This is a genomic window from Stenotrophomonas sp. NPDC077421, from assembly GCF_049545505.1.
Classification (GTDB): domain Bacteria; phylum Pseudomonadota; class Gammaproteobacteria; order Xanthomonadales; family Xanthomonadaceae; genus Stenotrophomonas; species Stenotrophomonas nematodicola.
In genome coordinates, this window is record NZ_JBMWDP010000014.1 from 1 (window position 1) to 22579 (window position 22579).

General features: G+C 68.6%; 21 protein-coding genes and 1 pseudogene. 13 read left to right on the forward strand and 9 right to left on the reverse strand.

The genetic code is table 11. The features are described 5' to 3' along the window. The first annotated feature begins 182 nt into the window (after nt 1–182). Nucleotides 183–656, forward strand: a complete 474-nt coding sequence (locus ACPEH1_RS09465) for a hypothetical protein (protein ID WP_229296449.1) — start codon at nt 183–185, stop codon at nt 654–656. Nucleotides 657–660: 4 nt separating this feature from the next. Here the strand turns inward: ACPEH1_RS09465 and ACPEH1_RS09470 are convergent, their stop codons facing one another. Next, nucleotides 661–1455: a cytochrome C assembly family protein gene (locus tag ACPEH1_RS09470; protein WP_017355334.1), complete on the reverse strand. Its 795-nt coding sequence runs from the start codon at nt 1453–1455 to the stop codon at nt 661–663. A 131-nt stretch (nt 1456–1586) separates the two neighbouring features. On the opposite strand from ACPEH1_RS09470, the gene ffh reads away from it, so the two are divergent. The 8 genes from ffh (at nt 1587) to rplS (ending at nt 7757) form a co-directional block, all read left to right on the forward strand. Then, complete coding sequence (ffh, locus tag ACPEH1_RS09475; RefSeq protein ID WP_017355335.1) at nt 1587–2966, forward strand: signal recognition particle protein; 1380 nt, start codon at nt 1587–1589, stop codon at nt 2964–2966. 151 nt (nt 2967–3117) lie between these two features. After that, on the forward strand, nt 3118–3552 hold the full coding sequence (locus tag ACPEH1_RS09480) for a hypothetical protein (protein ID WP_037590943.1): 435 nt from the start codon (nt 3118–3120) through the stop codon (nt 3550–3552). Between the two features lie 75 nt (nt 3553–3627). Continuing rightward, nucleotides 3628–4704, forward strand: coding sequence for an NAD(P)H-dependent flavin oxidoreductase (locus ACPEH1_RS09485; protein ID WP_166472756.1), 1077 nt, complete (start codon nt 3628–3630; stop codon nt 4702–4704). After that, nucleotides 4701–5489: an aminotransferase class IV family protein gene (locus tag ACPEH1_RS09490; RefSeq protein ID WP_017356069.1), complete on the forward strand. Its 789-nt coding sequence runs from the start codon at nt 4701–4703 to the stop codon at nt 5487–5489. Before ACPEH1_RS09485 ends, ACPEH1_RS09490 begins: the two co-directional genes overlap by 4 nt. Nucleotides 5490–5613: 124 nt before the next feature. Beyond that, nucleotides 5614–5874, forward strand: a complete 261-nt coding sequence (rpsP, locus tag ACPEH1_RS09495; RefSeq protein WP_017356068.1) for a 30S ribosomal protein S16 — start codon at nt 5614–5616, stop codon at nt 5872–5874. A 42-nt stretch (nt 5875–5916) separates the two neighbouring features. Continuing rightward, the gene (gene rimM, locus ACPEH1_RS09500) at nt 5917–6429 is read left to right on the forward strand and encodes a ribosome maturation factor RimM (protein WP_017356067.1); all 513 of its coding nucleotides are present in this window, start codon (nt 5917–5919) and stop codon (nt 6427–6429) included. A gap of 5 nt (nt 6430–6434) precedes the next feature. Next, nucleotides 6435–7193, forward strand: a complete 759-nt coding sequence (trmD, locus tag ACPEH1_RS09505) for a tRNA (guanosine(37)-N1)-methyltransferase TrmD (RefSeq protein ID WP_017356066.1) — start codon at nt 6435–6437, stop codon at nt 7191–7193. Between the two features lie 156 nt (nt 7194–7349). After that, entirely contained in the window at nt 7350–7757 is a 408-nt protein-coding gene (rplS, locus tag ACPEH1_RS09510) for a 50S ribosomal protein L19 (protein ID WP_017356065.1), read from the forward strand. 85 nt (nt 7758–7842) lie between these two features. Here the strand turns inward: rplS and ACPEH1_RS09515 are convergent, their stop codons facing one another. Then, nucleotides 7843–9303 (reverse strand): MATE family efflux transporter, encoded by a 1461-nt coding sequence (locus tag ACPEH1_RS09515; protein WP_262071871.1) that lies wholly within the window; start codon nt 9301–9303, stop codon nt 7843–7845. 139 nt (nt 9304–9442) lie between these two features. On the opposite strand from ACPEH1_RS09515, the gene ACPEH1_RS09520 reads away from it, so the two are divergent. Continuing rightward, a complete protein-coding gene (locus tag ACPEH1_RS09520) occupies nt 9443–9670 on the forward strand; it encodes a hypothetical protein (protein WP_229296448.1) in 228 nt (75 codons plus the stop codon). Beyond that, complete coding sequence (locus tag ACPEH1_RS09525; protein WP_017356062.1) at nt 9663–10067, forward strand: RNA-binding S4 domain-containing protein; 405 nt, start codon at nt 9663–9665, stop codon at nt 10065–10067. The genes ACPEH1_RS09520 and ACPEH1_RS09525 overlap by 8 nt, the downstream gene beginning before the upstream one ends. A 34-nt stretch (nt 10068–10101) precedes the next feature. Here ACPEH1_RS09525 and katG read toward each other — a convergent pair whose 3' ends face one another. The 3 genes from katG to mutS form a co-directional block, all read right to left on the reverse strand. Beyond that, nucleotides 10102–12330, reverse strand: coding sequence for a catalase/peroxidase HPI (gene katG / locus ACPEH1_RS09530; RefSeq protein ID WP_017356061.1), 2229 nt, complete (start codon nt 12328–12330; stop codon nt 10102–10104). Between the two features lie 221 nt (nt 12331–12551). Beyond that, nucleotides 12552–13160, reverse strand: a complete 609-nt coding sequence (locus tag ACPEH1_RS09535; RefSeq protein WP_313241666.1) for a DUF937 domain-containing protein — start codon at nt 13158–13160, stop codon at nt 12552–12554. Between the two features lie 139 nt (nt 13161–13299). Continuing rightward, nucleotides 13300–15855: a DNA mismatch repair protein MutS gene (mutS, locus tag ACPEH1_RS09540; protein WP_037591212.1), complete on the reverse strand. Its 2556-nt coding sequence runs from the start codon at nt 15853–15855 to the stop codon at nt 13300–13302. A 400-nt stretch (nt 15856–16255) separates the two neighbouring features. On the opposite strand from mutS, the pseudogene ACPEH1_RS09545 reads away from it, so the two are divergent. Continuing rightward, a pseudogene (locus tag ACPEH1_RS09545) lies at nt 16256–16904 on the forward strand (transposase); the annotation flags it as partial. 89 nt (nt 16905–16993) lie between these two features. After that, nucleotides 16994–17512 carry a hypothetical protein gene (locus ACPEH1_RS09550; protein ID WP_017356057.1) on the forward strand — a complete coding sequence of 173 codons (519 nt, stop codon included), beginning with the start codon at nt 16994–16996 and terminating at the stop codon, nt 17510–17512. A gap of 214 nt (nt 17513–17726) precedes the next feature. Here ACPEH1_RS09550 and ACPEH1_RS09555 read toward each other — a convergent pair whose 3' ends face one another. The 4 genes from ACPEH1_RS09555 to ACPEH1_RS09570 are packed head-to-tail and all read right to left on the reverse strand — an operon-like array spanning nt 17727 to nt 22393. Next, entirely contained in the window at nt 17727–18845 is a 1119-nt protein-coding gene (locus ACPEH1_RS09555) for an ABC transporter permease (RefSeq protein WP_312710514.1), read from the reverse strand. Further along, on the reverse strand, nt 18842–20023 hold the full coding sequence (locus tag ACPEH1_RS09560) for an ABC transporter permease (protein ID WP_017356055.1): 1182 nt from the start codon (nt 20021–20023) through the stop codon (nt 18842–18844). Before ACPEH1_RS09560 ends, ACPEH1_RS09555 begins: the two co-directional genes overlap by 4 nt. Next, a complete protein-coding gene (locus tag ACPEH1_RS09565) occupies nt 20020–21036 on the reverse strand; it encodes an HlyD family secretion protein (RefSeq protein ID WP_017356054.1) in 1017 nt (338 codons plus the stop codon). The genes ACPEH1_RS09560 and ACPEH1_RS09565 overlap by 4 nt, the downstream gene beginning before the upstream one ends. Continuing rightward, nucleotides 21029–22393 (reverse strand): TolC family protein, encoded by a 1365-nt coding sequence (locus ACPEH1_RS09570; protein ID WP_136004427.1) that lies wholly within the window; start codon nt 22391–22393, stop codon nt 21029–21031. Before ACPEH1_RS09570 ends, ACPEH1_RS09565 begins: the two co-directional genes overlap by 8 nt. Nucleotides 22394–22579: the final 186 nt, after the last annotated feature.

A 22579-nucleotide genomic window follows, 5' to 3' on the forward strand; every position in this document is an offset into this window, starting at 1 on the left:
GGGGGGGGGGGGGGGGTTAGTGGGGGGGGGGGGGGCCGGCGCCGGGGGGGGGGGGGCCGGGGGGGGGGGGGGGCGGGCCCCCCCCCCCCCCCGGGGGGGGGGGGGGGGGGGGTGGGGGGGGGGGGGGGGGGGGGGCCCCCCCCCCGCCCCCCCCGGCCCATCGACAGGGAAGGAGACGAGGTATGCGGATGCCACAGTGGACGCGGGTGTGTGGTGGCCTGGCAGTGGCGCTGCTCTGCGCGCCGACAGCGCAGGCCGGGCAGGCGTGCGACGACCCGGTGGTGGTGGCGCGCCGGTTCCAGCAGGCCAGCATGGACGGCCTGCTGGCGACGCCGGCGGAGGTGCTGACGCCCGCGCTGGGCAGGTTGTTCGCCGAGGAGCGCGACTGCCAGGAGCGCGAGCAGGGCATCTGCCATCTGGACAGCGATCCGTGGCTGGACGGCCAGGATGGCGAGATCGACGCGCCGTTCGCGTTCGCGCGCGTGGCGGGCAGCGCCGCCGACGTCGCCACGGTGGAGGTGCGTTATGCGGTATGGGGTGAGCCGTACCGCGTCCTGCTGTCGCTACGCCAGCGCGGCGATGGGTGCTGGGGCGTGGACGACATGACCACCCAGCGCGGCAGCCGCCTGCGCGATCAACTGACCGAACCGCTGTAGGCGACTAGCGCGCGTGGCCGAACACCAGTTCGATCACGAACTGGCTGCCGAAGAACGCCAGCAGCAGCAGGCCCATCGCGGTCAGGGTCCAGTGCACGGCCTTGGCGCCGCGCCAGCCATAGCGGCGGCGGCCGATCAGCAGCGTGCCGAACACGATCCACGACAGGATGCTGAGCACGGTCTTGTGCACCAGCTTCTGCGCCAGCAGATCGTCGACGAACAGCACGCCGGTGACCAGGGTCAGGGTGAGCAGGGCGAATCCGACGGTGATCACCCGGAACAGCAGCGCTTCCAGGTCGGCCAGCGGCGGCAGCGCACGCAGCCAGGGCCGGAAGTCGCGCCGGCGCAGGGCGCGTTCCTGCAGCCACAGCATGATCGCCAGCAGCGCGGCCACGCTCAGCGTGGCGTAGGCCAGCAGCGCCATCCAGGCATGGGTGGCGAGCTGCCAGCCCAGCGGGCGGCTCGGCTCATGGCCGTAGCCGTGGTAGATGCACAGCACCGCCGCGGCCATCGGGAACACCAGCACGCCCAGTGCGGCCATCCGGCCCCGGGCGGCCACCAGCGAGGTCAGCCAGGCCATGCCCAGCCCGACCAGCGACAGCGCCGCGAAGAAGTGCATGTCCGGTCCGCCGCTGGTGCGCATGGCCACCAGAACGTGGTAACTGCCATGCAGCAGCATCGCCGGCAGGGCCGGCCACAACCAGGCCGGCGAGCGCGGGCCGTCATCGCGGCTCACCGCGCGCACCAGCAGGCCGGTCGCGGTCAGGTAGAGCAGGGTGGCGATGAGAACGATTGTCATCGTGTCAGTTTCGCATACCCCCGGGATGCTGGCGATGCCTGCGGCGACAGGCCGCAGCGGCGATCCGGCGGCCGCAGCGGACCCGCTATACTGTCGGTCTCTTTGTCTTTCGTTCTGAACAGGTTGCCTCCATGTTCGAGTCCCTGACCCAGCGCCTCTCCGGCACCATCGAGCGGCTGCGCGGCCGCGGTCGCCTCACCGAGGAAAACATCCGCGAGGCCACCCGCGAAGTCCGCATCGCCCTGCTCGAGGCCGACGTCGCGCTGCCGGTCGTACAGGCCCTGATCGAGCGCATCAAGGTGCGCGCGGTCGGCCAGGAAGTGCTCAAGTCGCTGACCCCGGGCCAGGCCCTGATCAAGGTGGTGCGCGACGAGCTCACCACGGTGATGGGTTCGGCCGCCTCCGACCTCAACCTCAACGTGCCGGCCCCGGCGATCATCCTGATGGCCGGCCTGCAGGGCGCGGGCAAGACCACCACGGTGGGCAAGCTTGCCAAGCATCTGAAGGAAAAGCGCAAGAAGAAGGTGATGGTGGTGTCGGCCGACGTCTACCGTCCGGCCGCGATCGAGCAGCTCAAGACCCTGGCCGACCAGGTCGGCGTGCTGTTCTTCCCGTCCACCGCCGACCAGAAGCCGGAGGCCATCGTCCGTGCCGCCATCGACGATGCGCGCAAGTCCTTCGTGGACGTGCTGCTGGTCGATACCGCCGGCCGCCTGGCCATCGACGACGCGATGATGGCCGAGATCAAGGCCCTGCACGCAGCGGTCAACCCGGCTGAAACGCTGTTCGTGGTCGATGCCATGACCGGCCAAGACGCGGCCAACACCGCCAAGGCCTTCGGCGAAGCGCTGCCGCTGACCGGCGTGGTGCTGACCAAAACCGATGGCGATGCCCGCGGCGGTGCCGCGCTGAGCGTGCGCTACATCACCGGCAAGCCGATCAAGTTCGTCGGCGTCAGCGAAAAGCCCGACGGCCTGGACGTGTTCCACCCCGATCGTCTGGCCAGCCGCATCCTGGACATGGGCGATGTGCTGTCGCTGGTGGAACAGGTCGAGCAGCAGGTCGACAAGGACAAGGCGGCCAAGCTGGCCGAGAAGGTCGCCAAGGGCAAGAAGTTCGACCTCAACGACATGCGCGACCAGCTCGAGCAGATGCAGAACATGGGCGGCATCGGCGGGCTGATGGACAAGCTGCCGGGCCTGGGCCAGATCCCCGAGCACCTCAAGCAGCAGGTCAGCCAGGGCAAGGAAGTGCCGCGCATGATCGCCATCATCAACTCGATGACCAAGAAGGAACGGCGCAATCCGGGCCTGCTCAACGGCTCGCGCCGCGCCCGCATCGCCCGCGGTTCCGGCCTGACCCCGGCCGACGTCAACAAGCTCATGAAGCAGTTCCAGCAGATGGAAAAGATGATGAGCAAGATGGCCGGCGGCGGCATGAAGGGCATGATGCGCAGCATGAAGGGGATGATGGGCGCGATGGGCGGCCGCGGCGGCCTGCCGTTCCGCTGAGTGCCCTGTGCGCGGCCGGCCTTCGGGCCCCGCGCCGCCTCTGTTTCTACGAAATGGCCGCACGCGTCACCCGCGTGCGCTTTTGCCTCTTGCCAGCGTCTGGGCCGGGGTGCTTGACTAGCCCGCTGTTGGATCACTCAAAGGAATGCCCGTGAACAAGTCGATCGTGGTGGTGGCGCTGGTCCTGGCGCTGACCGCCTGCAAGGACGACACGTCGATGTCGCAGAAGGCAGGCAGTGCGATCAGCGGCACCGCCGCCGATTTCGTCGCCGGCCTGGGGGAGGGCGTGGACAAGCGCATGAGCGTGACGCTGCAGACCGACCCGGGTCTGGCCGCACGCGGCCTGACCGTGACCCAGGGCAAGAGCCGTGGCATGGGCTCCAAGGACGCAGCGGTGTACGTGGTGGCCGACAAGCCGTTCAAGGGCAGGCTGGTGGCGCGCGCGCTGGATGCCGATGGCACCGAGATCGGCCGGGCCGTGGTCGACGAAGAATTCGCCGCCGACGACGCGCGCTATGTCACCTTCACGTTCAACGAAGAAATGGACAGTCAGCTGGTCCGCACCTACGCGGTGTCGGCGCGCTGACTCCTGCCGGCGTGCATGCCGGGCAGGGCGGTGCGGCGTATGCTGACCGGGTCTGACCCTACAGGTGCGCCGCGCGTGAGTCTTTCGCCGATCCTCGAACGCGCCGACAGTTTCTGTCGGCGTTTTGCCTTGCAGGCGCCGATCCTGCTCGCCCCGATGGCCGGCGCCTGCCCGGTGCCGTTGTCGGCGGCGCTGGCCACGGCCGGCAGCATGGGCGCGATGGGCGCGGTGCTGTCCCAGCCGCAGGACATCGTGGCGTGGATGGACGACTTCCGCGCTCGGTCCAGCGGGCCTGCGCAGGTCAACGTCTGGATTCCCGATCCGCTGCCGGCGCGCGATGCGGACGGCGAGGCGGCGACCCGGGCGTTTCTGTCGCAATGGGGCCCGGAGGTGCCGGCCAGTGCCGGTGACGCCAGCCCGGCCGATATCGATGCCCAGTTCGACGCGCTGATCCAGGCGCGGCCGGCGGTTGCCTCCACCATCATGGGGGTGTTCTCCGCCGCCCAGGTGCAGCGGCTGAAGGACGTGGGCATTGCCTGGTTCGCCTGTGCGACGACGCTGGCCGAGGCGCTGGCGGCGCAGGCCGCCGGTGCCGATGCGGTGGTCGCGCAGGGATGTGAAGCCGGTGGCCATCGCGGTGCGTTCGATCCCGCTGCGGCCGAACGCCAGCAGGTGGGACTGTTCGCGCTGCTGCCGCGGCTGGTTGACCACCTGCAGGTGCCGGTGATCGCGGCCGGCGGCATCGCCGATGGCCGGGGCGTTGCCGCCGCGCTGATGCTGGGCGCCAGCGCGGTCCAGGTAGGCACCGCCTTCCTGCGCACGCCCGAATGCGCGCTCGACCCGGCCTGGTCGCAGGCGCTGGCCGCCGCCGAACCGGAAGACACCTGGCCGACGCGCGCCTTCAGCGGCCGCCTCGGCCGGGGTCTGGCCACTGCCTATGTTCGCGCGGCGGCGGCCCCCGGCGCGCCCCCGCCGCGGCCATATCCGGTGCAGCGCGGCCTCACCGCGCCGATGCGCGCGCAGGCCAGCCGGGAGCACCGCCTCGACGCGATGCAGGCCTGGGCCGGGCAGTCGGCGTGGATGGCGCCGGCCCGCCCCGCAGCCGAGGTGCTCACGCAGATGTGGGCGCAGGCCCGGGCGCTGCTGGCATGAAGCTGTACTGCAACGGCCTGTCTGCCAGTGCCGACGACCTGGCCGGCGCACTGACCAATTACGGCCATTTCACCTCGCTGCAGGTACGCGACGGGGCCGTACAGGGGCTGGACCTGCACCTGCAGCGGCTGCAGCAGGGGACGCAGGAACTGTTCGCCAGCACGCTCGATACCGCCCAGGTCCAGGCCTGGATGTGGCACGCGCTGCACGCTGCGGGCGTGCGCGATGCATCGCTGCGGGTGACGGTGTATTCGCACTGCTTCGATTTCCGCCAGCCGCTGCAGGCGGTACCGGTGGACGTGCTGATCGCGGTTGCCGCGCCGGTGACGCTGCCGGCGGCCTCGCGCTGTCTGCGCACGGTGCGCTACCAGCGCGACCTGCCGCACCTCAAGCACGTGGGCACGTTTCCACTGTTCGAGCATCGCCGTGCGGCCCTGCAGGCCGGAGCCGACGATGCACTGTTCGTCGGCGACGGGGGTGTCATCAGCGAGGGCACCACCTGGAACATCGGCCTGTCCGCCGGCGACACCCTGGTGTGGCCGCAGGCGCCGGCGTTGCGCGGCACCCATGAGCGCCTGCTGCAGGCGGGATGGAACGGGGACCAGCAGCGCCGGCCGGTCGAGCTGGCGGCGCTGCCCGGGTTCAGCGGCGCGTTCGCCTGCAACTCGGTCGGGGTCTGGCCGATTTCACGGATCGATGGGCGGGTGCTGCCGGACTCCGAGGCGCTGTGCGCGCGGGCGCGGGCCGTCCTGGCGGCGGTGCCGTGGCAGCCGTTGGGCGGGTAACCGCCGGGTAAAGGGGCTGTTCAGCTTTTCCGGCCGGGGCAGGCTTGGAATGGCCCGGGTGCGCCGCTATAATCGCCGGCTTACCGCGCCATCCTGGCGACTGGGCAATTGAGGAAGCAACATCATGGTCAAGATTCGACTGACCCGCGGCGGCGCCAAGAAGCGTCCGTTCTACCACATCATCGTGACCGACTCGCGCAGCGCCCGTGACGGCCGCAACATCGAGCGCGTCGGCTACTACAACCCGGTGGCCCAGGGTGCGGAATCCCGCATCGTGCTGGACCTGCCGCTGGTCGACAAGTGGGTCGCCAACGGCGCCCAGATGACCGACAAGGTCCGCAACCTGTACAAGGAAGCGACCAAGGCCCAGGCCTCCGCGGCCTGATCCTGAAGGGCCGCGCCTGCCGCGGCCCATCGGTCTATTCAGATGAAAGATACCGAGCGCCGCATCCTGCTGGGCAGGATTGTCGGCGCTTTTGGTGTGCGAGGCGAGATCAAGCTCGAGTCCTGGACCGAGCCGCGTACCGCCATCTTCAACTATCAACCCTGGATCCTGCGGTCGCCCGCCGGCCAGGAACGCACCCTGACCGGGGCGCGCGGACGTCAGTCCGGCAAGCATCTGGTCGCGGTGTTCCCCGATGTCACCGATCGCGATGTGGTCGAGTCGATGTACGGGACCGAAGTCTATGTGCCGCGCAGCGCGCTGCCGCCCCCGAAGGCCGACGAGTATTACTGGGTCGATCTGGAAGGGCTGCAGGTGCGCACCGTCGAGGGCGTCGAGCTGGGCCGGGTCTCGCACCTGTTCTCGACCGGCTCCAACGATGTGGTGGTGGTGCAGGGCGACCGTGAGCGGATGATTCCGTTCGTGCAGCCGGACTTCGTGGTGTCGGTGGATTTCGAGGCCAATCTGGTCATCGTCGACTGGGATCCGGAGTTCTGACGCCGGTGCGTATCGACGTCATCACGTTGTTCCCCGAGTTCATGGCGCAGTCGGCCGCGCTGGGCGTGGTCGGCCGTGCCGCCGAACGCGGCCTGCTCGACCTGCATGGCTGGAATCCGCGCGATTACGCCGAGGGCAACTACCGCCGGGTGGACGACCGTCCGTTCGGCGGCGGCCCCGGCATGGTCATGCTGATCGAGCCGCTGCGCGCCTGCCTGGCGGCCGCCAAGGCGGCCGACCCGGCGCCGGCGCCGGTGATCTATCTGAGCCCGCAGGGCCAGCCGCTGACCCAGGCCAAGGTGCGGGAACTGGCGGCACTGCCGCGCATGATCCTGCTGTGCGGGCGCTATGAAGGCGTGGACGAGCGTTTCCTGGCGGCCGAGGTCACCGAGGAAATCTCGATCGGCGACTACGTGCTGTCCGGCGGCGAGCTGGGCGCGGCGGTGATCGTCGATGCCGTCACCCGGTTGCAGGAGGGTGCCCTCGGCGATGCCGAATCGGCGGCCCAGGACAGTTTCGAAGGCCCGCAGGGGCTGCTGGACTGCCCGCACTACAGTCATCCGGCACAGCATGAATGGGGCACGGTCCCCGATGTGCTGCGCTCGGGCAACCATGCCGCCATCGCCCGCTGGCGCCGCCAGCAGTCGCTGCTGCGGACCTGGTTGCGTCGCCCGGACCTGCTGGACGAAAGCCGGTTGTCCAAGGCCGACCGGCTCCTGCTCGAGCAGGCCCGGCAGGCCCACAGCGGAGATGCCGCCCCCTAGCGTGGCGGCGTTTCCTGGATTAGAATGCGGGATTGCCATCGCCCCTCTTGGGGGCTGGTTGGCGGAATCCCTACAAAAAACGTGCAGCACAGTCCGGTGACTGCATGAGCCCACGTTGTCGAACGACACGACCACCCGAACACTATCGGTGCACCCATGAGCAAGCTGAACAAGACCATTCTTTCGGATTTCGAATCCGCCCAGATTACCCGTGAACTGCCGAAGTTCAGCCAGGGTGACACCGTCGTCGTCAACGTGAAGGTGAAGGAAGGCAACCGTGAGCGCGTGCAGGCTTACGAAGGCGTCGTGATCGGCACCAAGAACGCCGGCCTGAACTCGGCCTTCACCGTCCGCAAGATCTCGCACGGCTACGGCGTCGAGCGCGTCTTCCAGACCCACAGCGCCATCATCGACTCGGTCGAAGTGAAGCGTCGCGGCAAGGTCCGCGCCGGCAAGCTGTACTACCTGCGTGGCCTGGAAGGCAAGGCTGCCCGCATCAAGGAAGATCTGGCTGCCGCTGCGCAGGCCAAGGCTGCCCGCCTGGCTGCGAAGGCCGCCCAGTAATTCCGGCGTGGTGTACCGGCCTCCGGGTCGGTACCTGCCCAACAGACGGCCACCTTCGGGTGGCCGTCTGCGTTTCGCGATCCAGTTACGGGCGGGTGGGGGCGGCCGGGTCCGGATCGGCCACCGGCGACGGCGGCATCGAGGGGACTTCCGACGGGGCGGCCAGCTCCCCGCGATGGGCGGGCAGCATGCGCGCCTTGCGCCAGCCGCCCCAGCGGTAGTAGGCCAGCGACAGCAGCATCGCGAAGAACGAACTGACCGGGAAGCTCCACCACACCGCGTCAGCGCCCAGGTACGGCTGCATGCCCTCGGCGAACGGCACGCGGATGCCCCACAGCGACACCGCCAGGATCAGCAGCGGCGGAATCACCGCACCGGTGGAGCGCACCACGCCGGAGATCACGAAGTTCACGCCGAAGAACAGGAACGACCACACCGCGATGTGGTTGAGGTGGCGGGCCACGTCGAGCGCTTCGCTGCCGCTGGGCAGGAACAGCGCCAGGGTGTAGCGGTCGAGCAGGATCAGCGGCAGGATCAGCGCGCCGGTCAGCAGGAAGTTGTAGAGCACGCCACTGCGCGCGGTGCCGCGCACGCGGCTCCAGTTGCCGGCGCCCACGTTCTGCGCGGCCATCGACGAACAGGCCGCGCCGATCGCCATTGCCGGCATCTGCACGTACGTCCACAACTGCAGCGACGCGCCGTAGGCAGCGGCGGTATCGGTGCCGTAGCCGTTGACGATGCTCACGGTGACGATCATCGACAGGGAGATGAGCACCATCTGCAGGCCCATCGGGATGCCCTTGACCACCAGTGCGCGCAGGATCTCCGGGTCGATCCTGAACAGCGCCATGTCCTTGCGGCCCAACCACAGCACGTGGCGCTTGTTGCGCATGTACAGCAGCAGGCCAAGCAGCGACACGGTCTGGGCGATCAGCGTGGCCCACGCGGCACCGGCGATGCCCAGTGCCGGGAATGGGCCGATGCCGAAGATCAGCAGCGGGTTGAAGCCGATGTCCAGCACCACCGACAGCAGCAGGAAACGGAAGGGCGTGCGCGAGTCGCCGACGCCGCGCAGCGCCGAGCTGAGGAAAGCGAACGCGTACAGCGTGGGCATGGCCAGGAAAATGATGCGCAGATAGGCCTCGGCCAGCGGGAGCGACGTGGCGGGCGTGCCCATCGCGGCCAGCAGGGGGTGCGACAGCCACCAGCCGGCGATGGCGATGACCACCGAGAGCCCGATGAAGAACGTGGCACTGGTGCCCATCACCCGGCGCGCCTGCGGCAGGTCGCGCGCGCCCATCGCCTGGCCGATCAGGATGGTGGCGGCCATGCCGATGCCGAACACCGAGCCGATCAGGAAGAACATGATGCTGTTGGCGTTCGCGGTGGCGGTCAGCGCCGCCTCGCCAAGGAAGCGCCCGACCCAGATCGCGTTCACCGAGCCGTTCAGCGACTGGGCGATGTTGCCGGCCAGGATCGGCAGGGCGAACAGGAACAGGTTGCGCCCGATCGGGCCGGTGGTCAGGTCAAGCGGCGCTTTGGCCATGTGCTCTGGAGATCAGGCTCTGGGAGCGGCACACTAGCACCACGCCCGTCAGCGGGATATCGCCATGCCACACCCGTTTCATCCGCGCCTTCGGACCCTTCCCACCGTGCCTGTATGGGCGCGCTCCTGCACTGCGCTCTTGATTGCCGGTGCACTGGCCGCATGTTCGAGTACGGACCGCCTGGGGGATGCCCAGGTACGGCCGATGGACCGACCCGAGTGCCAGGTTGGCAGCCAGCGCCGCGATCTGGACGCCGGGGTACCGGTACTGATCGGTGGCACCGGTTGCCGTGGCAACCCGGACGCACCGCAACCGCTGAATCGACGACCGGCCAACGCCGTGGAGCTGGGCAAGCAGAATGACTGACGCAACACCCGTGGCCGCCGTGCGGCTGGATGTCTGGTTGTGGGCCGCGCGCTTCTACAGGACCCGCAGCCTGGCCAAGCAGGCGGTGGAGACCGGCAAGGTCGACGTCGCCGGACAACGCCCCAAGTCCTCGCGCGCGGTGCGCGTGGGCGAGCAGCTGCAGATCAGCCGAGGCGATGAAACCTATGAGGTGCAGGTCCGCGGCCTGAGCGACCTGCGTGGGCCGGCGCCGGTGGCGCAGCAGCTGTACGAGGAAAGCGACGCCTCGCGCGCGCGTCGGGCGGAACTGCGTGCGCAGCGTGCCGCCGCAAAGAATGGCTACCAGCCGCCGGAGCACAAGCCGGACAAGCGTGCGCGCCGGTTGATCCGGGCGTTGGGGGATATTGACGCGATCTGAGTGCCGACCCACGGTCGGCACCCAGCGCGTCGCATCAGCTGTGCAGGTCGTAGCGGTCCAGTTCCATCACCCGCACCCAGGCGGCGACGAAGTCCTGCACGAACTTTTTCTCGCCATCGGCGCTGGCATAGACCTCGGCGAGGGCTCGCAGCACCGAGTTGGACCCGAACACCAGATCGGCGCGACTGCCGGTCCAGCGCGCGGCACCGCTGCTTTCGTAGCCGTTGCCGTTGGCCTTCCACTGCGTGCGCATGTCCAGCAGGTTGACGAAGAAGTCGTTGCTCAACGTGCCGGGGCGGTCGGTCAGCACGCCCTGCGTATTGCCGTCCGTGTTGGCGCCCAGCACGCGCAGGCCGCCGACCAGCACGGTCAACTCCGGAGCCGTCAGGGTGAGCAGCTGCGCCTTGTCGATCAGCAGTACCTCGGCCGGCACGCTGTAGCGGCCCTTGAGGTAATTGCGGAAGCCGTCGGCGTACGGCTCGAGCACCGCGAACGATTCAACGTCGGTCTGTTCCTGGCTGGCATCGGTGCGGCCGGGGGTGAATGGCACCTGGATGTCATGGCCGCCGGCCTTGGCCGCCTGTTCGATGCCCACACCGCCGGCCAGCACGATCAGGTCGGCCAGCGATACCTGCCTGCCGCCGCCGTTGCCATTGAAGCCGGTCTGGATCTTCTCCAGCGCGGCCAGCACCTTGGCCAGCTGCTGCGGCTGGTTGACCGCCCAGTCCTTCTGCGGCGCCAGGCGGATGCGCGCACCGTTGGCACCGCCGCGCTTGTCCGAGCCGCGGAAGGTGGAGGCCGACGCCCACGCGGTGGCGACCAGCTCGGACACGCTCAAGCCGCTGGCGGCAATCTGCTGTTTCAGCGTGGCGATGTCGGCCGCGTCGATGCCCGGCTGCGTCGCTGCCGGCACCGGGTCCTGCCAGAGGAATTCCTCGGCCGGCACTTCCGGGCCCAGATAGCGCGAGCGGGGGCCCATGTCGCGATGGGTGAGCTTGAACCACGCACGCGCGAAGGCATCGGCGAAGGCCTGCGGGTCGGCGAGGAAGCGGCGCGAGATCTTTTCGTAGGCCGGATCGACGCGCAGCGACAGGTCGGTGGTGAGCATGCTCGGGCGATGCTTCTTTGACGGATCGTGCGCGTCGGGAATGACCGCCTCGCTGTCCTTGGCCACCCATTGGTGCGCGCCGGCCGGGCTCTTGGTCAGCTCCCACTCGTGCTTGAAGAGCAGCTCGAAGAAGTCGTGGCTCCACTGCGCCGGGGTACGCGTCCAGGTCACTTCCAGCCCGCTGGTGATGGTGTCGCCGCCCTTGCCGCTGCGGAACCTGTTCGCCCAGCCCAGGCCCTGGTGTTCCAGGCCGGCGGCTTCCGGTTCCACGTCCACGTTGTCGGCCGGGCCGGCGCCGTGGGTCTTGCCGAAGCTGTGGCCACCGGCGATCAGCGCCACGGTCTCTTCATCGTTCATCGCCATGCGGCCGAAGGTGTCGCGGATGTCGTAGGCGGCCTTGAGCGGGTCGGGGTTGCCATCCGGGCCCTCCGGATTGACGTAGATCAGGCCCATCTGCACCGCGGCCAGCGGGTTCTCCAGCGTGCGCGAGTGGATGTCGCCATCGGCGTCGTCATCGGACACCAGCACGCCGTGGTCTTCCACCACGCCTTCGGACCCGTGCGCATAGCGGACGTCACCGCCGAGCCAGGTGGTCTCGCGACCCCAGTACACATCCTGGTCCGGTTCCCAGGTATCCGGGCGCCCGCCGGCGAAGCCCAGGGTCTTGAAGCCCATCGATTCCAGCGCGACGTTGCCGGTTAGGATCAGCAGGTCGGCCCAGGAGATCGCCTGGCCGTACTTCTGCTTGATCGGCCACAGCAGGCGCCGCGCCTTGTCCAGGCTGACGTTGTCCGGCCAGCTGTTGAGCGGGGCGAACCGCTGCTGCCCGCGGCCGCCGCCACCGCGCCCGTCGCCGATGCGGTACGTGCCGGCGCTGTGCCAGGCCATGCGGACGAACAGGCCGCCGTAGTGGCCGAAGTCGGCCGGCCACCAGTCCTGCGAATCGGTCATCAGCGCGGCAAGGTCGGCCTTGAGCGCCGCGTAGTCGAGCTGCGCGAACGCCTTGGCGTACTCGAAGCCCTCATCCAGCGGATGGGAGCGGTTGGAATGCTGGTTGAGCAGGTCCACGCGCAGCTGCTTGGGCCACCAGTCGCGGTTGGTGGTGGCGTCGCCGACGAGGGCGTGGTTGAAGGGGCACTTTGCTTCGCTTTTCATGGGCATCTACCTGTGTACCAGCGAATGGGACGCCTCCGCGCCGGGGCGTGGAGGGCGATGTCGGTGGGCGCGCGTTCCCGCAGGAGCCGCGTCGCCGCCAGGCCCTGGCGGCTGCCGGGGCGTGCCGTGACGGCATGCAGACACGGTAAGCACGCACGTTCATTCGGTAAATTCGAATAAATCAACCAAAGCGATAGCTACAGCCTATTTCTATCCCGCACTCAGCGTTTGCCCCCCAGCAGGCCGCCACCCAGCTTGAGCAGGTCGCCGATGCCCAGCTGCCCGTCGCCGTCCTGGTCCAGCACCGAGGTCAGCAGCCCGCCGCTGCTGGCGGCCTGGGCTTCCTGCCCGAGCGCCTGGCCGAGCTGGGCCGGGTTGCCGCCGTTGGCGAAGCGCTGGGCCAGGTAGGCCATCACGATCGGCGCGAGGATGGCCAGCAGCTGGCTGGTCTTGCTGCTGTCCAGGCCGGTAGCCTGGCTCAGGCCCTGGGCGGCCCGGTCGCTGTTGCCGCCGAACACGTGGCCGAGGATGGCTGCGCCATCGGTGGCGCTGCCGCCGCCACCGCCGAGCACGTTGCCGAGCAGACCACCCAGATCGAAACCACCGCTCCCGCCGCCGGCGTGGTCGCGCTGCAGCGCCCCCAGCAGGGCTTCGGCACCCTGCGGTTGCTGGGCATTGCGGCCCATTGCGCCCATCAGCAGCGGCAGTGCCGCACCGATGGCGCTGCTGGCCTGGTCGGAGTCGATGCCCAGTTGCCGGGAGACCTGCTGCAGGCCTTGGCCCTGCTGCAGTTGCTGGAAGAGGGAAGCGGCGAGCGATGCGTTGTTCACGGCGGACTCCGGAGCAGGGATGGGAACCGGCCGAGCATAACGCCGCCTCCACGACGGGAATGCGAAGGCGTCACGCCGAGTGCGCCGGGTGTGGGGGGGCGGACAGCGCCGGCTCCCCGGCCGGCACTGCGGGATGGCCTCAGATCAACGTCTTCAGGCGGTACAGCGCTTCCAGTGCCTGTCTGGGGGTCAGCTCGTCCGGGTCGATGGCCGCCAGCGCATCCTGTGCGGCGGTGTTGGGCGCGTTGAACAGCCCGAACTGCTGCGGTGCATCCAGAGCCTGGGGCGCCACCGTGGCGGCCTGGCTCTCGCCGCCGCGCTGCTCCAGCTCGGCCAGTCGGCGCCGCGCCTGCGCGACGGTCGACTTCGGCAGGCCGGCCAGCGCGGCCACCTGCAGGCCGAAGCTGCGGTTGGCCGGGCCGTCCTTCACCGCGTGCATGAACACCAGTGCATCGCCGTGTTCGACCGCGTCCAGGTGCACGTTGGCGATGCCACTGGCACCACCTTCATGCTGCTCGTCGGCCAGCGCGGTCAGTTCGAAGTAGTGGGTGGCAAACAGTGTGTAACAGCGGTTCTGGTAGGCCAGGTGGCGCGCCACGGCATCGGCCAGCGCCAGGCCGTCGTAGGTCGAGGTGCCACGGCCGATCTCATCCATCAGGACCAGCGAGTGCGCGCTGGCGTGATGCAGGATGTAGCTGGTTTCGGCCATTTCGACCATGAAGGTCGACTGGCCGCGGGCGAGATCGTCGCCCGCGCCGATGCGGGTCAGGATGCGGTCGATCGGGCCGATCACGGCGCGGCTGGCCGGCACGAAGCTGCCGATGTGGGCCAGCAGCACGATCAGCGCGTTCTGGCGCATATAGGTGGATTTACCGCCCATGTTGGGGCCGGTGATCACCAGCATGCGGCGGTCCGGGTGCAGGTCCAGGTCGTTGGGTTCGAAGGGCTGCTCGCGCACCGCCTCGACCACCGGGTGGCGGCCGCGCTCGATGCGCAGGCACGGCGCGGTGTCCAGCTCGGGCCGCGACCAGTCCAGCGCTTGCGCGCGCTCGGCGAAGCCGGCCAGCACGTCCAGCTCGCTCAATGCGGCGGCACACTGCTTGAGCGGTTCCAGCTGGCCGCCCAGCGTATCGAGCAGCTGTTCGTACAGCAGCTTCTCGCGCGACAGCGACCGCTCGCGTGCGGACAGCACCTTGTCCTCGAAGGACTTCAGTTCTTCGGTGATGTAGCGCTCGGCATTGGTCAGGGTCTGGCGGCGGGTGTAGTGCACCGGCGCCTTGTCGCTCTGTCCCTTGCTGATTTCGATGTAGTAGCCATGCACGCGGTTGTAGCCGACCTTGAGCGTGGCGATGCCGCTGCTGGCGCGTTCGCGCTGTTCAAGGTCGATCAGGAACTGGTCGGCGTGGGTGGACAGGCGGCGCAGCTCGTCCAGCTCCGCATCGAACCCTTCGGCGATGACGCCGCCATCGCTGAGCTTGAGCGGCGGCGTCGGTGCGATCGCCGAGGCCAGCAGGTGTGCGCATTCGTCGTGCGAGCCCAGTGCGTCGCGCAGCGCGACCAGACGCGGCGAATCCAGCGGCGCCAGCACCGCGCGCACCTCGGGCAGCAGGCCCAGGCCATCGCGCAGGGTGGAGAAGTCGCGCGGACGCGCCGAGCGCAGCGCCACGCGCGTGAGGATGCGTTCGAGATCGCCCAGCGCCCGGAACGCGTCACGGACATCGCCGTCGGCACCGCGATCGATCAGGGTGGCCACCGCATCGTGGCGCTGTACCAGCACCTCGCGCAGTCGCAGCGGGCGGTGCAGCCAGCGGCGCAGCAGGCGCCCGCCCATCGGCGTGACCGTGGTGTCGAGCACGCCCAGCAGCGTATGGCGGGTGTCGCCATCGACGCGCGTGTCCAGTTCCAGGTGGCGGCGCGTGGCCGCGTTCATCGCGATGGCCTCGCTCGCCGTTTCGGTGGCGATCGCGGTCAGGTGCGGCAGGCGCTGCTTCTGGGTTTCTTCGACATAGCCCAGCAGTGCGCCGGCTGCGGCGGTGGCGCGCGGCTTGTCGTCGATGCCGAAGCCGCTCAGATCATGCAGCTTGAAGAAGGCCAGCAGCTGGCGGCGGCCGCTGTCGGCATCGAACAGCCACGGCGCGCGGCGGCGGATGCCGGTACGGTGGCGCAGGAAGTCGGGCCAGTTTTCTTCGTCGGGCACCAGCAGCTCGGCCGGTTCCAGCCGGGCCAGCTCGGCTTCCAGGGCGTCGTCGGAATCGACCTCGTTGACCAGGAAGCGGCCGCCGGCCAGGTCGGCCCAGGCCAGACCGTAGCCCTGCTTGCCGCGCGACAGCGCCATCAGCAGGGTGTCGCGGCGCTCGTCCAGCAGCGCCTCGTCGGTGACGGTGCCGGGAGTGACGATGCGCACCACCTTGCGCTCGACCAGGCCTTTGGCCAACGCCGGATCGCCGATCTGCTCGCAGATCGCCACCGATTCGCCCAGCGCCACCAGACGCGCCAGATACCCCTCGTACGCGTGCACCGGCACGCCCGCCATCGGGATCGGCGCGCCGCCTGAGCTGCCGCGCTGGGTCAGGGTGATGTCCAGCAGCCGCGCCGCTTTGCGCGCGTCGTCGTAGAACAGCTCGTAGAAGTCGCCCATGCGGAAGAACAGCAGCAGGTCCGGATAGTCGGACTTGGCGGCGAAGAACTGCTTCATGAGCGGGGTGTGCTCTGAAGAGGCCTTGAGGCTGCTGCCCTTTTGTTTTGAATCAATGGCTTGCAATGGAGTCCGTCTCGATGAGTGAGGGCGGGTTGCCGTCAGAAACGGCAAGTAAAGGGGTTTTTCTGTTGTGATGGTGTTGCGACGCCAATCAGGACACCGACGATCATGCCGAAAGTCGTTGCGACGGGCCGCGCGACACGGCGCGAGATCGCCAAGTTTAGTCTGACCTACCTGCAAATGATGGAGCTTTCCGTGTGCCGCAGCCCTGCTTCAGGGGGCAGTGTGCCAAGCTCGTCGAGCGGCTGGCGGATCAGACCGTCGATGGTCCGGCGTTCCCCGAGATTGAGCAGCAAAGCGCTTTGGAGTCCAATTCTCAGCCACAAGGCGATTGGACGTGAAGAAGCGTTCTTCCGAAGCGCAGATCATCGGCTTTCTGCGCGAGGCCCAGGCGGGCATGCCGATCAGGGACGCATGCCGCCAACATGGCTTTCAGTGAGGCCGCCTACTGCCTGTGGCGCAGCAGGGTCGGTGGCATGACCATGCCTGACGCCAAGCGGCTCAAGGACCTGGAGGCGGAGAACACGCGCCTGAAGACGCTGCTGGCCGGGCAGGTTCTCGAGAACGACGTCATCGAGGGGGCGTTGCGGAAAACGGGGTTACGGCCTAGGTATGATCCATCTGAAACTCGGGCAGCAGGAGCTGGTAGTGAACTACAAGCCGGTGGAGCGCCTGTATCAGGAAGCGGGCTTGCAGGTGCGTCGCAGGAAGCGCAGGAAGGTCCCCGTTGGTGCGCGGCAACCTTTGCTGCGTCCCTCGGCCGCCAATCAGGTGTGGTCGATGGATGTTGTGTTCGACCGCACCGCGGAAGGCCGGGCAATCAAGTGACTGACCATCGTAGACGACGCCATCCACGGGGCTGTGGCCATCCAGGTGGAACGGGCCATCCCCGGCCAAGGCGTTGCCAGAGGCTGGACAGACTGGCCGTTCAGCGCGGTTTGCCGCAGGTGATCAGGACAGACAACGGCAAGCCGTTTTACGGCAGGGAAGAGCGCGCCGGACGCCGCTTGGATTGGCTTGACAATGCTAGGATCGGTGCTTTGGTGGTGAGTGACCCATACAAAAAGGAGGGCCTATGGACTTGGTGAAGATTGCGGGGCAAGTCAGTCGCGACGCGGACCAGAGTACAAGCGATTTGTTGAAGAAGAACGTTCAGTTCGCGGAAGGGCAGGCCGAGCTTCGCAAGATTGAGTTGGATCAGCAGGATGAAAAACGCGAACGCAGGAGCCTGCGTAGCGAACTTGAAGCCATTCAGTACGGTCAGGAAAAATCCCGCGAAGTGGATGCGCTGAAAAGTGAGTTGCGCATGCTGAAACATAGCAATGAGGTTTTGCGCGACATTGCGGCGGATGTCATTCTGGACCGTTCCAGCATCCGGAAAGCAATCGAGGCGCTCAAGAGCAAGTGGGTCGAACCCTCGCGCTTTGATGAATTCAACGCCGACTACGTGCGCATGCGCGCAGACGAAAAGCAGAAGATCGAAGGCGACGACGAGCAGCAGGCCAGCGCTTACAGGCTGGTGGATGATGTGCTCAGTGGATGGTCACATCCATCATCAACCCGCCGTCGTCGTCCACCGGGATCAACGCCGTAACGTGCTGACTGTGTTGTTCAGAACAGCCCCCGATTGGGGGCTTTTTTGTTCCTGTCATTGCTTGATTGCCTGCGAGGGGCGGTGTGTACGTTCAACGATGGGAATATGAATCAGCCTGCGGGAACGACCCGTCGCCGCCAGGAGGTCCCGTTCAAGCGCTGTCGGGTGCCGCCAGGCTGTCGAATGGGGCGGGGCGGGGGCGTTCCGGGGGCCGCTACGGGCGCGGTGCGCGCTGTGGGCCGAGCCGCCAGATCGCCAGCCCGCCATACAGCACGGCCAGCCCGACCAGCGTCCACAGCTCGCGGGCGACGTCGGCCACGCTGGCCTCCATCTGGTTCATGCGGACCACCACGTTGATCCCCGATGTGGTGGGCAGCAACTGCGACAGGGCGACCAGTGCGCGTGGCGATGCGATCGCCGGCCACGACAGGTTGGCCAGGAAGAACAATGGGATGGAACACGCGATGACGTATTGGAACGCGCGCTCGCGGGTACGGAAGAAGCTGCCGATGAACATCCCGAAGGCGACGGTCGCGGCGATGAACAGCGCACCGCCCACGAGTACACCGACGGGATTGCCGCCGCGCGGATAGTCCTGCACCCAGGCGGTGAAGCCGACGTAGTAGAGCAGGCCGAGCATGCCGATCAACCAGAACCCCACGGCCATGCCGGACAACGTCGGCAGATCGAAGCGCAGGCGACGGCCCAGGGCCAGGCGGCGGGTACCCAGCAGCACGCCGATGCCCATCAGCAGGGTCTGGTGGACGATCAGTTCGGCCACCCCGGCGACGATGGCGCTGCCGTAGCCCTCGTGGGTGTTGTACAGCGGGCGCTGCACCAGGCGGATCGGCGGCGGCTGCGGTGGGCCCATGAACGCGGCCTGCGCGACGGCAGCGTCGCGCCCGAACGCACCCAGTGCCTCGGCCACGCCGGCCATTACCCAGCTGGCACGGCCCAGGTAGGCACCGTTGCCGATCAGCACCAGATCGCCGCTGCCCCCGCGCAGGATGTCGCGCTCCAACCGGTCCGGGATGAGCAGGATGCCTTCGGCATGGCCAGCCTCCAGCACGCGGCGCGCCTGGTCCAGGCTGGCCGGCTGGCCCACGATGCGCACCGCATTGAGCGCGTCCACGCGGCGCAGCAGTTCGCGGCTGGTGGCGCTCTGGTCCAGGTCGACCACCACGATCGGCAGGTTGCCGGCGACCTGGTGCCGGTACGCGGCCGGATAGAAGAACGAATACAGCACCACCGCACCGATCATCACCACCAGTGCGTAGCGGTCGGTAAGCACCGCGCGCAGGGTCTGGCGCAGGCTGTCCCAGACCCGGCTCATGGCGACGCTCCCTGCGCCGACGCTGCGGGTCGCAGGGCGCGCGCGGTGGCGATCAGCCGCCAGCCGCCGATGCCGCCGGCGACCAGGATCATCAGCGCCAGCGTGGCCAGCGGCCACAGCGATACCGCTCCTGCAGCGCCGACGAACTGCTGTTGGGTCTGCAGCTTCACATAGGCGGTCAGCGGCAGCAGCAGGTTCCAGATGCGGGTGAACAGCGGCGCGTCGATCACCGGGAAGGTGGCGCCGGAGAACGCCAGCGCGGTGCCCAGCGACAGACCCACCACCGACAATGCCGTGCCCATGTCGCGGGTGACGCCGACGAACAGCACCGCATAGGCCGCACAGGCCAGGTAGAACAGCGGCTGTGCCAGCAGCAGGAGCAGCAGGCTGCCGGCCACGCCATCGCCGCGCAGATAGGCCAGGTACAGCACGCCGGCGGCGCCATACACGGCGAACAGCAGGACATACGGCAGCAGCTTGCCGGCCAGCGCTGCCCACGGTGCGTCGCCCAGCCAGGCGGCCAGCGTGCCGTCGCGCACTTCGCGGCCTACGCTGCTGGCCGCCGCCAGCGCGAGCACCAGCGACAGGATCGCCGGGAAAACAAGCGGCAGCAGAAACAGCTCATAGCTGCGGGCCGGGTTGTAGAGGATCTCCGACTGCACCCGGATCGGCGCGGCGCGCAGCTTGCCCGGGCCCACCTGCAGCCCGATCCGCTCCGTCAGCAGGCGCGCGTTCCAGGCCCCGACGGCGTCGGTGATATCGCGGGCGGCCGATTGCCCAGTGGTCAGGTAGCTGGCGTTGTAATACGCCAGGACCGTGCCTTCGCCGCCGCGCAGCGCCTGACGGGTGGCATCGCGCGGCACCAGCACGACGGCGAACACCTCCAGGCGGCGCAGTTGGGTCTGCGCCTGCGCCAACGTGGGCGGCTGGCTGGCCACCGCCACGCCGGGGCTGGCATCGAGCATGCGCGTGAGCAGGCGGCTTTCGGCGCTGTGGTCCAGGTCGACCACGGCAATCGGCACCGCGCGCATCACCGACGCGGAGAACAGCCAGGCCATTGCCAGCAGCATCAGCAGCGGCAGCACGGTGACCAGCGCCAGGTCGGCGCGATCGGCGCGCAGGTGCCGCAGTTCGCGTTGCAGCGAGGCGGAGAATCCCGCCCGCAGCGGCGGCTTCATCCCTGTGGCCACGCGAACAGCACGCTCATGCCCGGGCGGAAACCCTCGATGCGGTCCACCGCGCGCACCCGGATCTCGAAGCTGCGCACGTCGTAGCCGGAAGACTGGCGCGTGCTGCGCCAGGTGGCGTAGTCACCGGCCGGATTGATGAAGTAGACCTCGAAGTCGGCATCGCGGCCGAGCGCGGGAATGCTGCCACGCAGAGGGCTGCCGATCTTCAGTCCCTGCATCTGCGATTCGCGCAGGTTGATCGACACCCACATGCGGTCGATGTCCACCAGCGTGAACACCGGATACCCGGCGGGGACCAGTTCGCCGATGTCGGCCATGCGTTTATTGATCTCGCCGGCCACTGGTGCACGGCCGTTGACCTCATCGCGCGCGGCATCGACTTCGGCCACCGCGCCCCGGGCCTGGCGCACCTGGCCCTGCGCGGCGCGCTTGTCCTGTTCGCGTGCGCCGGCCAGCGCCTGGTCGTACTGGGCGCGTGCGGCATTGGCCAGTTCGCGCGAGCTGCGCGACTGGGCCAGCGCCTCATCCCGTTTCTGACGGCTCATCACGCCTTCGTTGAACAGGTTCTGCACGCGCCGGTAGGTCGCATCGGCCAGGGTGGCGCCGGCCTCGGCGCGTTTCCAGTTGGCCTGGGCAGCGCGGATGTCCTCGCTGCGCGCACCGGCATCGGCTTTGTCGGCGACGGCCCGGGCGGCGTCCAGTGCGCCGTGCGCCTGTTCCTCCTTGGCCGACACTTCGGGACTGTCGAGCACGAACAGGACCTGGCCCGCCGCGACCCGATCCCCCTCGCGGACGTTCAGCTCGGCCAGCCGTGCAGTGATCTTGGCGGCCACGTTCAGCGTATCGGCGTCGGCCATGCCCTGCAGCTGGTCGGCCGGTGTGCGCCATGCCAGCCACAGGCCCAGCAGTACCACCAGCGCAAGCGCCACCAGTATCACCACGCCGGCACGGCGCTTGTTCGGGGGCGGGGCGTCGGCCGGCGCCTGCAATGTGTCATTCATGGTCGATCACCTCGTCCGCACGGCGTCGGAATTCGTCATAGCGGTCCATCTGTCCACTGATCTCCAGCAGCTGCGCCAGCGCCACGTCGTACTGATAGGCGGCCTGCGCGCGTTCCACGCGGGCGCCACCCAGACCGAGCCGGGCGTCGATGACATCCAGCGAGGTGGCCTGGCCTTCGCGATAGGCCAGTTCCTGCAGGCGCAGGTTCTCGCGCGACTGTTCGATGCTGCTGTCGAGCAGCGCGTACTGGTGGCGCGCGGTCTCCAGCTCGTTCCAGGCCTTGCGTACCCCCAGCGCCACCTGGTTTTCGGCCTCGCGCAGGCCGGCCTCGGCCTGCTCCTGCTGTGCGCGTGCAGCGCGGATCTGCGCCGGGCGCGAGCTGGGCGACAGGAAGGTGTACTTCAGGCCGATGCCGAACGCCCAATCGGGGTCGGTGATCATTTCATCGCGGCGGCGGAAGTCGTACTGGCCGAACAGATACACGGTCGGCTTGAGCTTGGCCTGCTGCACACGTACGCCCTGTTCGGCCTGCGCCACCACGGCGCGCAGACGCGCGATCTGCGGCTGCCGCGCCTGCGCCACGCGCTCGAAGCTGGCCACGTCGCCAAGTGGCGCGCGGTGCACGAACAACGGCGAGATGGGCCGCACCTCGCCGCCGCTGCGCAGCAGCGTGGACAACGCGGCCTTGAGTGTCTGCAGGTCGTTCAACGCCTTCTGGTACTCGCGCTCGGCCTTGTCGCGGGCGACGTTGGCCTGCAGCCGCTGGGCGCGGGTGGCAAAGCCCTCGCGCTCCAGCTTGAGCGCATCGTCGAGGTGGCGCTGCATGCCATCGCGCACGTCGCGGCGGACGTTCACCGCCTGCTCGGCCAGCTGCTGCCCGAAGTAGGCCTGGGCCAGCTGCACGCTCAACGACTGGCGTTGCGCGTCGCGCTCGGCGTTGGCCTGCTCGGTGGCACCGGCCGCGGCCTGCTGGGCTGCCGGAATGAGGCCGCCGGTATACAGCGGCAGCACCGCGGTCACCACCGGCCGGGTACGCCAGTCGCGCTCGGTGAACTGCAACGGGGAGTCGATGCCGAACGCTTCGGCCACCGGGGTCAACGAGCCCAGCGGCAGGGTCAGGGTCTTCTGGAACTGCAGCCGGCGCACTTCGCCGGTGATCTCCGGCAGCCGCAGCAGCCGGGTGGCGTCCTGCAGGTCTTCCTTGTTGCGCACCGATGCATCGGCGGCGGCGAGCGCGTCGGAGACCTGCTCAAGCCGCTGCTGCGATTGCACCCAGTCCAGCGCAGGACTGTCCTGGGCGACGGCGGTGAGCGGCAGGGCGGCGGCCAGCAGTGCCGCGCCAATCCCCCAGGCGATCCTGCGTCGCGCGTTCGTAGCGCGCGCCTGCGTTGCATGCCGGCTCACGTGCTGGCGGCTCCCTGCGTAAAAAGTCTGGCAAAAGATAGTGCGCGCCGCGTGAAGCCGGGGTCTTTGATGCGGATCAAGGCGTGGCCGACGCCGCTGCGTAACATGGACGGTGCACGCTATTTCCATCCCTACAGG